At 35.6% G+C, this 16656-nt stretch carries 12 protein-coding genes and 1 pseudogene; all 13 read left to right on the top strand.

Features of this window, described 5'->3' with window-relative positions:
- A pseudogene (locus K6984_RS21710) lies at positions 1-1020 on the top strand (terminase); the annotation flags it as partial.
- Positions 1021-1219: 199 nt separating this feature from the next.
- Positions 1220-2893 (top strand): portal protein, encoded by a 1674-nt coding sequence (locus tag K6984_RS21715; protein WP_420831699.1) that lies wholly within the window; start codon positions 1220-1222, stop codon positions 2891-2893.
- Positions 2894-2897: 4 nt separating this feature from the next.
- A complete protein-coding gene (locus K6984_RS21720) occupies positions 2898-3158 on the top strand; it encodes a hypothetical protein (RefSeq protein WP_221897399.1) in 261 nt (86 codons plus the stop codon).
- On the top strand, positions 3136-3810 hold the full coding sequence (locus K6984_RS21725) for a hypothetical protein (RefSeq protein ID WP_221897400.1): 675 nt from the start codon (positions 3136-3138) through the stop codon (positions 3808-3810). The genes K6984_RS21720 and K6984_RS21725 overlap by 23 nt, the downstream gene beginning before the upstream one ends.
- Before the next feature lie 3 nt (positions 3811-3813).
- A complete protein-coding gene (locus tag K6984_RS21730; RefSeq protein ID WP_221897401.1) occupies positions 3814-4812 on the top strand; it encodes a major capsid protein in 999 nt (332 codons plus the stop codon).
- Between the two features lie 12 nt (positions 4813-4824).
- On the top strand, positions 4825-5280 hold the full coding sequence (locus K6984_RS21735) for a hypothetical protein (RefSeq protein ID WP_221897402.1): 456 nt from the start codon (positions 4825-4827) through the stop codon (positions 5278-5280).
- Positions 5280-5522: a hypothetical protein gene (locus K6984_RS21740; protein ID WP_221897403.1), complete on the top strand. Its 243-nt coding sequence runs from the start codon at positions 5280-5282 to the stop codon at positions 5520-5522. The genes K6984_RS21735 and K6984_RS21740 overlap by 1 nt, the downstream gene beginning before the upstream one ends.
- 214 nt (positions 5523-5736) lie before the next feature.
- Positions 5737-6156 (top strand): phage connector family protein, encoded by a 420-nt coding sequence (locus tag K6984_RS21745; RefSeq protein WP_221897404.1) that lies wholly within the window; start codon positions 5737-5739, stop codon positions 6154-6156.
- 2 nt (positions 6157-6158) lie between these two features.
- Positions 6159-8243, top strand: a complete 2085-nt coding sequence (locus K6984_RS21750) for a phage tail protein (RefSeq protein WP_221897405.1) — start codon at positions 6159-6161, stop codon at positions 8241-8243.
- Complete coding sequence (locus K6984_RS21755) at positions 8236-8676, top strand: hypothetical protein (protein WP_221897406.1); 441 nt, start codon at positions 8236-8238, stop codon at positions 8674-8676. The genes K6984_RS21750 and K6984_RS21755 overlap by 8 nt, the downstream gene beginning before the upstream one ends.
- Complete coding sequence (locus tag K6984_RS21760; RefSeq protein ID WP_221897407.1) at positions 8676-9149, top strand: hypothetical protein; 474 nt, start codon at positions 8676-8678, stop codon at positions 9147-9149. The genes K6984_RS21755 and K6984_RS21760 overlap by 1 nt, the downstream gene beginning before the upstream one ends.
- Before the next feature lie 5 nt (positions 9150-9154).
- A complete protein-coding gene (locus K6984_RS21765; RefSeq protein WP_221897408.1) occupies positions 9155-10783 on the top strand; it encodes a hypothetical protein in 1629 nt (542 codons plus the stop codon).
- Positions 10784-10786: 3 nt separating this feature from the next.
- A complete protein-coding gene (locus K6984_RS21770) occupies positions 10787-16654 on the top strand; it encodes a hypothetical protein (protein ID WP_221897409.1) in 5868 nt (1955 codons plus the stop codon).
- Positions 16655-16656 lie beyond the last annotated feature (2 nt).

Genomic DNA, 16656 nt, shown 5'->3' on the forward strand with positions numbered 1-16656 from the left:
GCGTTTGCTGGACTACATGGAGCCACATCAAGTCCATGGTATTTATTCGATGAAGCAAGCGCAGTACCTGATAAGATATGGGAAGTATCAGATGGTGGTAAGACAGATGGCGAGTCATTCCACTTTGTATTCGGAAATCCTACAAGAAGTTTTGGTCGTTTCTATGATTGTTTCAATTTACTTAAACATCGGTGGATAACTTACACTGTAGACTCAAGAGACTCTGCAATCACCAACAAGAAATACTTGCAGACATTAATTGAAGATTGGGGAATTGACTCGGATTATATTAGGGTCAGGATATTAGGATTATTTCCTAGCGCATCAGATCTACAGCTTATTCCAACAAAGAGCATAGACAACGCTAAGGGACGTAAAATAAATAATATAGGTGATGAACCTATTATCATGGGAGTTGACGTAGCAAGGGGTGGTAATGACTTCTGTGTGATACAATTAAGACAAGGTTCAGACGCAAGGAGTTTTCCAAAGATTAGAATACCTGGCTCTGTTGTTAGAGATTCCATGAGATTGATTAATATAATATCTGAGATGGCAGAGAAGTATAAGCCAGATATTATCAATGTAGATGCAACTGGAATTGGTGGACCAATAAATGATAGATTAAAGGAAATGGGATATCCTGCACGTGAGATACATTTTGGTGGTTGTGCTACAAATAGCAGTAAGTTTGGCAATAAAACATCTGAGATGTGGTTTAAAGTAAGGGAATGGCTAGCAAATAACGGATGTATAAAGAATAATGACTCTAACCTTGCATCACAATTAGCTGCTAGAGAATACTTCCATGATACAAAAGATAGGCTTGTAATAGAGTCTAAAAAAGATATGAAAGACAAGAAAGGCTCACCAGATGATGCGGACGCTTTAGTCTTGACTTTTGCTACTAACATAAAAGCAAGAACACAAGATAACCAATCACATGATAACAAGTCCAGACTAAATAGAATTAATAAGCCGGGACAAGTTTTAGATTATAATCCATTATTCAGAGGATAATATTATGGGCGGTAGTCCACCACCAGTAGTACAGCCACCAGAAGCACCACAACAGTCTCCATTCTTTCAGTTAGGAAGAACTAGCTCTAAGAATAAGAAAAAGAGGAGGGGACTTCAGCATGGCAGTTTAATTACGGCTGCACTTGGTGATGTTACACGAGCTAATGGCGATGATAAGAAAACATTATTAGGTAGCTAGATGGTTGATTTAACAGAATCACAAAGGATAATAAAACGATTAAAGTCGTTGCAATCTATAAGACAGCCGTTTGAAGATGATTGGCGTGATTTATCAGAACAACTTTTTGGTAGTTATCCTAAGTTTGATGTTGTCAGCAAACGTGATTCTAGGGAAGAAGTAACAACTGTCATTAATAACACAGCAAAGCGAGCATTAAGAACGTTAGCTGCTGGACTAATGTCTGGTGTTTCTTCTCCTGCAAGACCATGGGTTAATTTCGTTACCTCTGATAGAGAGTTAATGGAGAAATCAGAAGTAAGAATATGGCTTAGCCAAGTTGAGTATCTTATTTCACAGGTAATGTCTAAGAGCAATATGTATAGTTCATTGCATAGTGTTTATTATGATTTAGGTTCTTACGGAACATCAGCTATTGGAATTTATGATGACTATGACGACGTTATCATGACTGAATGCTATGAGATAGGAACATACTATATAGACATAAATTCAAAAGGAATGGTTGATACTTTCTATAGAGTATTCACTATGACAGCTAATGATATTATCAATAAGTTTGGTAAGGACGCATTACCTGATAGCTTTAAATATTCATATAAAGATGACTTGGATACGTCAGAGTTTAAGATCATTCATGCTATAGAGCCGAATAAAAACATGAAGTCTAGCTCTAAAATGTCTAAGCATAAAGAATTTGTGAGTACTTATGTTTATTATGGTGTTTCATCAGTATCAGAGCCTATAAGTGATTTAAGGAACAATAAAGTATTAATGACCTCAGGTTATGACCAGTTTCCTATTATGTGCGGAAGGTGGCATGTATCCCCGGGTAAAGTATATGGAGAGCGTTCACCTGGCATGTTATCCCTAGGTGATATGAGGATGTTACAACGTGCAGAACGCAATAAGTATCAAGCACTGGATAAGTTAATTAATCCAGCGTTAATGAATGCTTCTACTACAAATAATATAGGGAGTGGTGGACTAGAGCCTGGACAGATAATACAAGTTGATAATACAAAAGAAGCTGGTTTAGTTCCTGTTTATAATGTGAATTATGACTTACCAGCAGTTATCAACGATATATATTCTATTGAAAAGCGTATTGATAGCACTCACTATGTTGACTTATTCCAGCAGATGTTACAGTCAGATAGAAGAGAAATGACTAGGGCTGAGGTTGATGTTAGATCAAGTGAGACAATGTTGTCATTAGGTCCTGTTTTAACTGGAATACATAGCGACTTACTAGGAAATATAACTGATCGGGTATTCAATATATGTGCTAAGCATGAGATATTGCCAGAAGCACCAGAAGAGCTACAAGGAACATCCCTAGAGCTTGAATATATATCTACACTAGCCAAAGCACAAAGAGCAGACGTATCGGTCACTGTAGAGAAAACAGCGGCATTTGTTGCAGGGTTATCGGAGTCATTTCCTATGGCACGTCATAAGTTAAATGCTGTGCAAGCGATTAATGAATTTAGTATTGCTGAGTCTAGCCCACCTAAAATGATAGTATCAGATCAAGATGCTATGAAAGCTTATCAGCAGGAACAAGAGCAAATGGCTCAACAACAACAACAGCAGATGGCATTAGAAGCTGCTAAAGTTGCACCCGGTGTTGCTAAGGCAACTAATGAAATGAAACAAGAAGAAGAGGTTTAGAATATTGAAAGAACAAGATTTAGAACAATCAATCATTCAAGATTGTATGAAACAAAAGATAGTTAGGGAATTTTTATCTATATTGCTTAAACAGGTTACACCGCATTATAAAGGACAAAACCCTGATTTTATTATTGCTTGTCATAATAAGAGGGCTGTTGTAGATACTATTACTGAAATAATTAATAACAATGCTCCTAGTGAGTATCTTAAATTTCTAAATGAAGAGGCTATAAAAGATTATGACCGAAGAATCAGTAAGTAACGAATCACAATCCACAGAAACAGAATCTGTATCAGATAATGCTAATGATGATTCTAATTTATTAGATACTCAAAAAGAACCTGATACATTCCTTAGTGATGATGAACAGTCTGAGGAATCATCTGGTGATGATAAAGAGACAAAGGAAGAATCTAAGGAAGAAGAGTCTAAAGAAAATGAAGAGTCTAAAGAAGAAGATAAAAAGGAAGAAGAGTCTAAAATTCCAGAGTCTTATACATTAGATGGTGGTGGTGAATTTGATGATACATTCATGAATATTATGCAACCTGAATTAAAGTCTGCAAATATAAACAATGAACAGTTCAATAGTTTTGCTAATGCAATGACAGCTTATGCTGAAAAGCGTAATAGTGAGATGAAGGAAGAGACTAAGGCAGACCCTGATTTTCAAGGTAAGGACTTTAAACCTAAAATAGCTATTGCAAACAGTGCCATAAAGCAGTATGGTGGCAGTAAATTACTGGATGTATTAGTTAGCGCGGGTGTTGCTAACAACGTTGAAATAATTAGAGCTTTCCATAAAATTGGTAAAACAATTAATGAAGATGGCGCGCCTATTAAAGGTAGTGTTCCTAAGTCTAATATTGACATGGCACAGATAATGTATCCTAACGAAACGAAAAGGAAATAAATTATGGCTACAATCGGTAATACGTTTGGAGATTTAGTAGACATGTATCAACAGAACGGTAGTATGAATTCTACTGTTCCTGTTATTAACATGCTAACAGAGCATAATCCAATGCTCATGGATGCTATTGCTATTGAGTGTAATAGAGGTTTAGGGCATTTACACACAGTTGTAACTGGTATGCCAACTAATAGTTGGGGTCGATTATATAAAGGTGTTGGTTCTTCTAAATCTGGAAAGATTCAAGTAACAGATACAACTGCATACTTGCAAGCAAGATCAGAAGTAGCTAGTGATCTGTTAATGTTAATGCCAGACCCAGCTTCATATAGACTTAAAGAAGCAACATTACATTTTGAGTCAATGAAGCAAGAGGTAGCAAGCAAGTTATTCTACGGTAATGTTGTTGGTGACCCAGATCAATTTACTGGATTTGCTCCTAGGTTTAATGATAAGTCAGCTATTAATGGTGATCAGATTATTGATGCAGGTGGTAATCAGAACAAGAATACAAGTATATGGTTTGTAACATGGTCTGATACAGCAGCAGCTCTTTTATATCCTAAAGGAACTATGGCTGGTGTTCAGCATCAAGATATGGGTGAGCAACGCGTACTAGATGCAACTGGATTGCCATACTATGTTAAAGAGGATATGTTCCGTTGGGATATTGGTCTTTCTATTGAAGACTGGCGTTATGTTGTCCGTATTGCAAATGTAGATATTGATGCTGTTAAGGCGGGAACTATTGATATTTATAAGTATTTAAGAATGGCTCACTATAGACACTGGGGAAGAACATCACCAATGGGTAAGACAGCTATTTATTGCAACACAGAGGTTCTTGAGTTATTAGATGCACAGAACACTAACTCAACTACAGGCGATAATTACATTAGATTAAGACCCGGTGAATTAGATGGTAAAGAAGTAATGACTTATCGTGGTTATTCTCTTAGAGAGTCTAATGCTTTGTTAAACAATGAAGCTAACGTTACATAAAGGAGTAAACAAATGATATTTTCAGAACAATCTATTTTTTCATTCAAGCAAAGTATACCTTTAGCAAATGATACAGCTTCACATAATGTTGATTCAACTAACACGATTGATTTAGGTCCCGGACTTAAACCGTTTAGGGTTAGAAATAATCTACCTAGAGATATTGGTCAAGGTGACCCTATCCCTATTCAAGGTATGATTGACTCAATATCACCTAACTTAACGACAAGTTTTCGTTTAATACTTATGGCTTCACATGACAATACTACTTTTGTTGAAGTGCAAACAACCTTCTTATTAACGAAAGCTGGAGATCAGTTAAGATTCAAAGAAGTTCCAAGAGGGACAAGAAGGTATCTTAAATTTGTCTATCGTTATCAGAGTACAACTGCGCCTGGAGCGAATAAGACAGCAGTTATTACATCTGGTCTAGGTACTGTTAGTGGAACACAAGGAGTAATAGCATAATGCCAGCTTATAATGTATTGCAAAAAGGATTTATTAATGGAATGCTTTATTACCCAGAGCATCCAGAACGACATACTCTTGTAACAAGAGTTAAGTTTAAGAACCCACCAGACTGGTTAGAACTAATAACAGATAAAAAGAAAATCACTAAAGCATTAAAAGAAAATGATGATTTGAGTGATTTACAAGAAGATTTAAAAGCTGGTGTTAAGATCAGTGGTGATGGCATTGAGACTTTATAATTGATTTCTCCTATTGATATATCTAATAGAGCATTAGCACAAGTTAATGAGTCTTCTATAGTTGATATAGAAGAGGACTCAATAGAAGCTCATGCATGCAGACTTTACTATGATGAAGTACGTAGAAATGTTATTAGTGATGGTAATTGGGGATTCTGTAAAGATATTCGTGAACTTAATTTATTAAGTAAAGATGACCCACTCGGATGGAATTTTGTATACAGATATCCCTATTGATTCTATAAAGTTATTAAATCTTTTCATTAAACCTAATAATTTAAATTATAGAAATAACCAGAATATTCATAATAGTCATAATGATATTTACTTTGAAGCTGGAATTAGGTCTGGCGTAAAAGTGTTATTAACAAATATTGACAATTGTTTTGCTAAGGTTCTTGTTGACGTTATTGATGAAAATTTGATGCCTCCTTTATTTATTGAAGCGATGACTTGGCGTTTATCATCTTATATTGCTGTTCCTATACTTGGAGTTGATAAGGGTAGATTAATAAGAAATGATGCTATGAGTGCATATAGTTCTGTGTTATCTATGGCATTAGAAAACAATTTTAAGGATAAACGATTACATAATAAAGAAACTGGAGGTATACTAGAAGCCAGGGGTAGATAAACATGAGAATGACACAGAGAAATTTCACAGCAGGTGAAGTTTCAGATGAAGTATCACAACGAGCAGACCTTGATTGGTATAACTCAGCACTATTGAAATGCGAGAATGCTTATATAAGGTCACAAGGTGGTGTTTATAACCGTGAGGGAACATACTTTACTGGTGAGATAACAGGACCAGACCTTCAGAACGTAAGACTAATTCCTTTTTCATTTAATAAGATTGAGTCATTTATACTTGTATTTCATAAAAATAAAATGGAGGTTATAGCTAATGATTCGTTCATTAAAATAGGAAATAACAGATTTTCTCTTCCACATCCTTTCGACAATCCAAAGACAATATCATATTCTCCTTTCGGAGATACTCTAACATTAACAGATGGTAAGCAGATTCCTCAGTTATTGAGCAGGGATAGTTCAAATGTATGGTCTATTTCCCCATTAGATTTTTCAATTCGTGTAGATAAACCAAGTAGCATAGATCTAGTGTATCCATTGGTAGGTCCTAATAGAAAAGGATATGCTTATGCAGTAACAGCAGTAGATAATCAAGGAAGAGAATCTCTTGAAATATCTGCTAGAACAGGTAATGTCCCTGCTTTAAGTACTATTCTACCTGTTGATATTCATATTAAGTCAGTTCATACTAAAGCAGATATACCTACATTTAATGTATATAAGGCATTATCTGAATTTGCTAATGTATATGGATTTATAGGTTCAGCAACCAACGATCATACTTTTGGTGATGGTACTGTTGGTGGTTATTTCCAGGACTTCAACTATGCTCCTGATATGAGTCTATCACCACCTATAGATAACTATCCATTCAATAATGCTGGTGATAGACCTTATGCTTGTGGGTTTTATCAGCAGAGAAGGATTTTTGCATCTACAGACAATAATCCGCAAGGTGTTTACTGTACAGAGGCTGGTGATATTGAGTCTATGAGAAGTTCAAAGCCTAGTCAAGCTACCGATGCTATACAGCAAACAATAGTATCTGGAACAGTTAATATATTCCGTAATATAATTGACTTAGGTGGCTTATTATTACTGAGTGCTGAAGGAGAGATAAGGATAACAGAAGGTCAGGACTTCGTATTAACGCCACAAACTTTTGGTTCAAGACAAGTATCTGCTTATGGTTCATCATCAACACGCCCTGTTATTGCTGACCAGAGTATTATAATGACACAGGAGCAGGGCGGAAGACTTATAGCTTTTGAAACGATACAGCAGTCTATAGATAGAACAGATAATCTAGTAGCAAGTGATCTTTCTATAAGGTCTAAACATTTGATAGAAGGTAAGAATATAGTTCAAATGTCTTATGCAAAAGAACCTTATAAGATTATCTGGTGTGTTCTTGATGATGGAACTGTAATTGGATTAACATATGACAAGGAAAATAAAGTATGGGCTTTTCATAGGCATACTACAGATGGATATATACAGTCAGTTGCTAGTATTCCAAGGAATAATATAACAACAACTTATTACGTTGTTCGGAGAAGAATAGGTACTGCTGATAGATATTTTGTAGAAAGACAGGTTGCTCGTGAAGATAAAGATATTAATAATTGTTTCTATGTTGACTGTGGTCTTAGTTTTAATGGAACTACTCCTGTTGACAATATAAGTGGACTATCCCATTTAGAGAGTGAAACAGTTACAGTTCTAGCAGATGGTAATGTGGAGAAAGGACATGTTGTTTCTGGCGGTGCTATAAAGTTAAGGAATAAGGCAAAGGTAGTACACGTAGGATTGCCTTATGAGACTACTTTACGTAGTATGCCTATAGCAAGTATAAATTCAACATTAAAGGGTCGTAAAAAGGCAGTCAATGCTGTTCATCTTGAGTTATATAGAACTAGAGGTGTTATGGCAGCACAAACAGGAGGGAAGTTCACTACATTAAAGCCATCAAAATATAGCGACATAGGTAGTGCAGCATTAAAGACAGGTGAGTTTACATTGAAAATAGCTAATAATAGAAATGAAACTGGAACTGTTGATATTAAACACGACTACCCATTACCTTTTTGCCTTCTATCACTAACAACAGAGTTTGATAATGAATGAATTAACTGTATTGCCTTCTACATCAGAACACTTTGATTATATTAGAGATAATCTTACAAGTGTCTGTCGTTCTATATCATTAAGTTGTGATGATTTAGGTTACTTTTATGAAGATACTGACCAAGAAAGTTTAGATAATAATAGAGCATTCACTTATCTAATTGAGGATGAACCAGTTGCTATAGTTTCTCTACCTGATAATTCAGATACAGATGTTTATATATGGGCTATTTTTACCGATAGAGCATCAAAGAATAAATATAGAATGATTAGGAATTGCAGACAGATATTAGAAAGATTAAAGAGTCAGTTTAATTTTATTAGAACTTCTTGTATGTCTGGAGATGATAAATTGTATAAATGGCATTTAGCTTTAGGATTTAGAGATATTGATACAGATATTAACGGCAATCATATTATGGAGTTAGTGTAATGGCAGAGTATGCAGCAATTATTATTGCAGCAGTATCAGCAGCAGCATCAGTTGGAGCAGCAGCATCATCGGCTGTGCAGCAAAATAAATCTGCAAAACATAATGCTGACATGCAGAGAAAGCTTGCTACAGAAAAAGAGAATGCAAATGTTAGAGCAAAGGCATCATTAAGATTAAAAATGAAACAACAGTTATCAACTCAAAGAGCAACTGCTGCTGCTAAGGGTGTGTCTCTTGACTCTGATACTTCGTTATCTATATTTGAGGGTACCGAATTAAGTAATCAATTTGAGGAGGAACAGTTAGATTATAATACAGCTAGTCAAGCAAGTTCTTTACGTTCAAATGCTGGTTTAGCAAGATTTGAAGGTCGTAATAATGCTATAAGTACAGGAATAAGTGGTGGTGGGAAATTTCTAGCTGATGGATATACTGTTGGTAGTAAATGGTACAACAAGACTAAAAGTAAATAATAATTATGCCTTTAACTATACCAATAACAGAACTTCATGAGACTAAATTCAATCCTGTATCAGGACGTAACTCAGTTGCTACTAATGCTTTTGTTAATCCATTAGAAGAATTTAGTAAGGTATTAACTAAAGAACAGCAAATTAAAGATGAAACTGACGCAAGGAACGCTGTAAATGCATACAATACCAATGCAAGTCTTATCGGATATGACCCTGAAAATGGTTATTATAATGAACAAGGCAGTAATGCTGTAAGTCAAGCTCCTTCATATCTTGAGAAGTTAAAGTTAGCACAAGAGTCTAATGGAGAGGAGTTAAATTATGCTGCTAGACAGCTATATAATGAACAGACAGATAAGTCATTAGTTAATGAGCAGGGAAGTATATTAGAGTATTCAATGCGTCAGAACAAGATTGCTGAGCTTGCGTCATTAGATAATCAAGCGACTAATGCTCAGACTCAAGCAGAGAGATTCTATGCAGACCCTAAGAAACTAGCATTACAGAATCAAGATGGACTGCTTGCTGTTATGCAGAAGGTAGATAAAACTGGTGGTGATTCAGAAGCAAGAGAAGATGCAATTAATCAATTCCAAGATACTTTCTATTACAAGGCTATGAACTCAGCACTATCTAATGGTGATTCACCTGCTGCTAGAGAGCTACTAGAACAATATGATGGATGGCTAACATCAGCTCATAGATTTGATATTAAAAGTAAGCTTGGAAAATTAGAAGAAGTAGATGATGAAAATGCAAATCTTGCTTATGCTCAATCATTTGTTGACTCAAACTTTCATCCAGGAGCATCTATATCTAGCAATGTAAATAGAGCAAAATATATTAAAAATCCAGAAGTAAGGAAGTTAGCTGAGCAGATGATGCGTAAGAAGAGTACTGATTATAAGCAGGATAAAACACAAGCTGAACTTAATGCTTTTTCGGAGGTATCTAAAATGGTTGAGGGAGGTCAAAGTGCAAGCACTATACCTAAAGCACTGCTAGCAACCATGAATCCTGCACATAGGCAATATGTACTTGATATTCCTCATTGGGGAAAAGGTAATGGAGATCTTAGTGCTATTTTGTCATCTATGCCTACAGAACAATTAAGAAAACTTGATATTAATGGACTTATGGATATTATAACGAAGGGAGGTTTAGATATAAATGGAAAGGGATTTGAACAATCACTTAAAACAATTGATGATACACAGAAAGGAGTATTAACTCTAAAACAAAAAACTCTTGATAAAGTTATGTTGAATTTTGATGCAACAGCTACAAGTGTTGGTATAAAAATTAAAAGTAAACAGCAAAGAGAGTCTTTTAAATCTGTTTATAGAATGTTAGGAGGAAATTTTGCAGATGAATTAATTGAAAATAAACTAGAAGAAACAGGAGAAGGAAGACTTACTAAAGATCAAATAATTAATATATCTTCAAGAATTGGTTATACATATCCTGATATAGGAACATTTTTCGATGGTGAAAGTAATTTATTAGAACTTCCTATGCCAATATTAGCTTCTATAATATATACCGCATCACAGAGAAAAACATTAAAAGGTGAAACTTTCGAAGAAAAGTTAGCAAGAATATATGTTAATGATTTTAAAGGTAAGGATTTATAAGCTATGGCAATGAATGTACCAGAACAAAAACCATTACCACATTCTAAGTTATCGACTCATGTAAATAAGATAGTATCTGAACCTGAAAATATAGATCAAGAGAATATAGAGCCAAATCCAAGACAGAGTCTTTTTCCTAAGAACTCAACAGATAATGATGAAGCATTCCAAGAAGCACATGAAAGTGGAATAAAACGTGATCTTGAAGAAAGCACTCAGGAAGAGGCACTACATCAGTTAAAGAATATTGAAGATTTCGACCCTTCATGGCTTCAACGTAGATCACCTGATACTGATTTTCCAAACAATAAGGATGCTGAACTTGCTTTAAAAGCACAAGTAGATATAAGGACTGCACAAGAAGACCCTGAATTTGCTACGCAGAGAGCCTTAGAGATCGAAAACGATAGGAAGCAACTATCAGCACCAGTATCTAATGCTATTGTTCGTAACCCTCAGGATACAGGTATTCTGCGTCCAGACTTTGATAAGCTTGATAGGCTGTATGAGTATCTAAATCAGAATGAATATTTATCAGGAGATACAAAGGATAGTTTTACTGAAAAAGTTACTACTGCTTATAGAAAAGGTGAGGCTATTGTAAATGATTCATATCTAAGTAATCAGGTTCGCAATACTTTATCTGCTGGTATGCCTATAACTGGAGAATTAAAATCCAAGTTAGATCAGTCTCAATTCCAGATGATGGCAGGAACAAGTGATGGTTCTTTATTATCTAATATGGCTGTTGCAACATCAGAGATATTACCTCCATTAATAGACTCTGCTCTATTTGCTGGTGTTGGTGCAATTGAAGGTGCTTCTATTGGTTCCGTGGTTGGTTCAGCAGTTCCTATATTAGGTACAGCATCCGGTCTAGGTATAGGAGCAAAAATTGGTGGAGCTATAGGGTTCGCAGAAAACACCTTTAATCAGACTTATGTTCCGGCTGCTTATGCTTATTCAAAGATGAAGGTTGAGGGTCAAACATTAGACCCACAAATAGTGAATACAGCAGCAACACTAGAAGCATTAGTTTCTAGCTCATTAGACCTTGTTCCTACAGCATTTTTATTTTCATCAGCAAAAAAGGCTGCTGGTTCTTTTGGTGCTTCAAATATAGCAAGAGAAGTTATAGAGAGCGCATTAAAAACAGATTCAGGACGTAAGATATTATTTGATGCTGTAAAGGATATTGGAAAGGCAACAGTATCTGAGTCTATTGTTGAGGGTTCACAAGAAGTAGTTATGACATTGTTTGGTGAACTTGCAAAGCAATGGACATCAGAGAAACGTGGTGGAAGTTATGACTCAGGTGATGTTGCAGAGGAGTTATTTTCACAAGAAACATTCGATAAAGCTATTGATGCAAGTAAACAGGCTATGCTTGCAACACCATTGCTTGTTGGTGTACCTACTGTTATTACATCCACCAATAGGGCAATGCAGTTACATTCAAGAGTTAATCACGAGCAACAGGAACAACAGACGCTAGACAATATAATTGACTCTGTAAGCGAACTTGAAAGTAAGAACACTAACCCCGGCAGAGATGTTGTATCTGATATATTAAAAGAATCTAGCAATGATACTGTTTATCTTGATACACATGACGTTAAGTTAGTTATTGAAGAACTAAAGCAGGATGGAGTAACACCAGAAAACTCTACATGGTTAGGTGCAATAAATGATGCCATACAGGATGCTGAAAGCTCAGGTTCAAAAATAGAAGTTCCTACTGTAACTATGGTTGATAATCTAAAACAGAAAGGAGGTGATAAGTTTAGAAACTTAATGGCACTTAATCCTGATAGTGCATCACCTTATAGAAGAAAGAAATTAAACCAAGAAGAGGCAAATTTAATAACACAGGAGTTAGATGCTGCAATAGAAGAACAAACAAGACTTGAAGACATAAAGGTTGTAACTGATACTGTGCTTGGACAACTTAAAGACACTGGTGTTCTATCAACTAATGCGGCTAAGCTACTAAGTCAGTTAATACCTGCATGGGCTGATACCATGGTTCAGGGTACAGACACAAAAGCATCTACAATGATAGAGCAGTGGGGGCTTAGAATAAAAGGTGCTTACGATGGACTTAATGAGTCTAATATAGATAATGCTCAAGGACTTTATAATACTGCAACAAGGACTATAACTCTAGGTAACACACAAGACCTATCTACATTTATTCATGAGACAGCACATTTCTTCTTCGATGTTGAGCAGACACTTGGTGACGTATCAAGAATACACCCTATGTTTCCTGCTATGGCTAGGGACTTAAACATATCTGAGTCTGATATTTCTAATGCTATTAAAGAACCTAATTCAAATAGTGAGAATTATGTAAAGGTTCAAGAGTACTTTGCTCGTAAGTTTGAGTCTTACATTATGAAGGGTGTTGCTCCAAGCCTACAACTAAGGGATGCTTTCAGGAATTGGCGACAGTGGATGCTGTTCACTTATAGTGGAAGTAATCTAGTGAATGAGTCAATAGACCCTGAAATACAGCAGGTGTTCAATTCTATGTTAGCCAAACAGCAGATGGAAAAGTCTATGGTTGACGAGCTTATGTACAATGACCTTGCGACACAAGAAGCTGGAGAAGTAACTGATAAAGCAGATTATAATAGACAACGAGCTAAAGATAGAAAGAATGCTATTCCACTAACAGAAGAGGAATCACAGACAAAAGGTATTCAAAAGATATTCAGGATACTAAAGAAGAGACAGACTAAAGAGCATAAGAAACAACAGGTTGAAGCAAAGGATCAGGCAGAAAAGAATGTTGATGCAGACCCTATGCGAGTATTAGTTTCAAAGATAAAGCAACAAGGAATAAAGTTAAACCGTAATGAAGTTAAAGACTTATTGGGAGTCACTAAGTTACCCTCAAACTTTACAGGTCTAACAGAAGTTAATGGAAGTAGCATTACAGATATAATAAGTCTTTTAGAGATAAATGGAACACCAGAGCAGATTGTGTCATCCATTAGTGAAATGAATACAAGAGAAAAGGATATAAAAAATGAAGCAGAAAGGATAACCTTATCTAAAGATGATAGGTTATCAGATGAAGCACTATATGCAGAAGCAGCTAATGCTGTTAGAAGTGGAGAGCAAGCGAATAAACTTATATCAAAATTGAACGATATAGATGGTAAGTTAGGAAGACAAAAAGACAATAGAAATGCTATTAAGCAAGCAGCTATTGACGCTATCTATACAATGAGAGTAGGTGATGTAAAGACATCAACATTTCATAATAGAGAAGTTAATGCTGCAATGTCTTATACAGGTGCAATAAAAGATGGTTCATTAGATTTTGCTGCTCACCATGCAAAAGTTAGGTTGATTAATTTCTTTATGGCAAAGGAAGCAACGAAGATTGAATCTGATAGTAAGTCTATTCCTAAGAAATTAAGTAAGTACAAAAACAAAAAGACATCAGCTAAGATAGTTAATGCTGGTCATAGTTTCTGGGATAGATTATCTGTGATGCTTGCTCGTGCTGAGATAATACCAGAAGAGTTAGCAGCAGATGGTATTAAGTCTTACTCTGCATGGTTAGCATCTAATGAGCATGGAAAGCCACCACAGGTACTATGGCAGGATAAGGTAACACCTATAAAGGATATGACTGTTGGTGAGATGTACGCATTAAATGATGCTGCTCTTTCACTTATACGTGCATCACAGACTGCTAATGATGTAATTGTTGGTAATGAGATTAAAGACTTAAATGAAGTAGTCTCTAAGATAAATGCTGAAATGGATGCTAACAGAGGAGATTTAAATCTTTCTTCTAGAGTTGGTGGAAAAGATCATGTTGTTATGGATTCTCTGCGTAGTATGCTATCAACAATAAGCATTACTCCTTGGATTATTAAAACACTATCTAATCCAAAAGGAACTGTACAGTCAGTTATGCAACTTGTATTTGACAAGCCTTTAGTTGATGCGTTAAGAAGTAAGAACTTGTTATGGAAAAGTCATGTTGAACCAATAATAAGTAATAATAAGTACAATAGCAAAGAGTTTGTAAATAGAATGGCTAGCTTACATACAGTAAACTCTTTAGCTGGTAATGAGCATTTTAACGGCACTATGACAGGAGATAAGATGCTGTCCTTTGTACTTAACCTTGGTACTCAGAAAAACATGCAGAAGCTACTACAAGGCTATGGAATCATACAGAAAGGAGAGGTCGCATCAATAAATCATCCTGTTGTAGTAGAGATAATCTCTAAACTAACAAAGACTGAGGTTGAATTTGTTCAGAGTATATGGAAACAGATGGACTCATTATTCCCTAAGCTGTCTGCTGTACATAAGGAGTATAAAGGAATAAGCCTTGTTCGAGAGGAAGGGATAGAGATGTCAACTCCACATGGAAATTTGATGGGTGGATACTATCCACTTAAAAGAAACAAAGATGTTCATGATACAACAAAAACATCAGATACTGATTCATTAATGAATGAAGATTTTAATGATAATTTATCACCATCAACTTCTTCAGTGCATGAACGTACAGACTCAGTGTACGCAGTTTCTTTAGATTTAGAAGGTGGTATATTCGGTCATTTCAATAAGGTAATTCAGTATATAAGTCATTATGGTGCTATTGATAGCATCAATAAAATAATGAGCGATAATAAGTTCAAGAAAACATTCGAGAAGTCAGCAGGTAAATCTGAGTTAAAATCGTTACAGTTATGGCTTAAAGAGGTAGCTAATCCTAGCGTTCCTGAAAATCAAAACTTTGCTGATAAATTACTTAAACATACTAGATATGGAATGACTGTAGCTATTCTTGGTGGCTCTATATTCAGAACAGCACCAAAACAGTTACTTGGATTATCAGCGGCATTAGGTGATCTAGGTCATGCAAGTATTATTAATGCTTTCAAGACTCTAGCAACTCAAAACTCTTCTGCTCTTATTGCTGATATGAAAGAGTCTAGTGCAATTATGCGTGATAGGATAGAACATAACTCTTTTGATAGAGACTTAAATGAATTAAAAATGTCTGTACGAGGACAGAGTGGACATCTATCTAAATTCAATGATGCTATGATGATGCCTATTAGGGTTATTCAGTTCTATGGAGTTGATGTTCCTGTATGGATTGCAGCTAAACAGAAGTCTTTTGATGAGTCTATGTCTAAGGGTGTAGATGCTGATAAAGCAAATAAAGACGCATCTATCTACGCAGACTCAGTTGTTGAGAGAACTCAAGGAGCAGCAGGACAGAAAAACTTAGGGTCATTGTCTAGGGCTGAAAGAAATGAGTTGGCAAAGCAACTAACACAATTCATGACACCTATGCTGGCTATGACAAACAATATCATTGATTCAGTTAGATCATCAAGGCGTGGTAGCATATCACAGGGTGAAGCTGTTCGTAGGATGTTCTATGTGGTTATGTACCCATCATTAATACTTGCTGTAGCACAACAAGGTAAAGATGAAGTTGACGACAATGATACAGATATAATAGAGAATATAGCTAATGAGACCTTAATGAGCATAACAGGTTTAGTTCCTTTAGTTAGGAATGCGGCATCATGGGTTAAAGGATATGGTGGAGGACTTGGAAGTATTGAGACTCTAAGTAAAGGTGTGAGTTCATCAGCAAATCTTTCTACTGAGTTGTATAATAGAGCTTTTGACCCATTTGAAGCTAATGGTGAGTTTAAGGAAAAAGATATAAAGAACATAATTAAATTTGCAGGTATTATGGCTCATGTAGGTGCAACTCACCAGATAACAGAATCAGCATTTGGACTTGGTAAAGCTTTAGATGATTGGGATAACAAAACGAAAGCTCAAGTAGCTAAATTAATTATGACGGGAAAATAGAT

The sequence above is a fragment of the Bathymodiolus japonicus methanotrophic gill symbiont genome (genome assembly GCF_019721995.1).
Lineage (GTDB): Bacteria > Pseudomonadota > Gammaproteobacteria > Methylococcales > Methylomonadaceae > Methyloprofundus.

What these genes read in the sequence shown, in the direction of transcription:
- K6984_RS21715 (WP_420831699.1), top strand. Translation starts at nt 1,220, where the DNA reads ATGGTTGATTTAACAGAATCACAAAGGATAATAAAACGATTAAAGTCG.
- K6984_RS21725 (WP_221897400.1), top strand. Translation starts at nt 3,136, where the DNA reads ATGACCGAAGAATCAGTAAGTAACGAATCACAATCCACAGAAACAGAA.
- K6984_RS21730 (WP_221897401.1), top strand. Translation starts at nt 3,814, where the DNA reads ATGGCTACAATCGGTAATACGTTTGGAGATTTAGTAGACATGTATCAA.
- K6984_RS21735 (WP_221897402.1), top strand. Translation starts at nt 4,825, where the DNA reads ATGATATTTTCAGAACAATCTATTTTTTCATTCAAGCAAAGTATACCT.
- K6984_RS21740 (WP_221897403.1), top strand. Translation starts at nt 5,280, where the DNA reads ATGCCAGCTTATAATGTATTGCAAAAAGGATTTATTAATGGAATGCTT.
- K6984_RS21750 (WP_221897405.1), top strand. Translation starts at nt 6,159, where the DNA reads ATGAGAATGACACAGAGAAATTTCACAGCAGGTGAAGTTTCAGATGAA.
- K6984_RS21755 (WP_221897406.1), top strand. Translation starts at nt 8,236, where the DNA reads ATGAATGAATTAACTGTATTGCCTTCTACATCAGAACACTTTGATTAT.
- K6984_RS21760 (WP_221897407.1), top strand. Translation starts at nt 8,676, where the DNA reads ATGGCAGAGTATGCAGCAATTATTATTGCAGCAGTATCAGCAGCAGCA.
- K6984_RS21765 (WP_221897408.1), top strand. Translation starts at nt 9,155, where the DNA reads ATGCCTTTAACTATACCAATAACAGAACTTCATGAGACTAAATTCAAT.
- K6984_RS21770 (WP_221897409.1), top strand. Translation starts at nt 10,787, where the DNA reads ATGGCAATGAATGTACCAGAACAAAAACCATTACCACATTCTAAGTTA.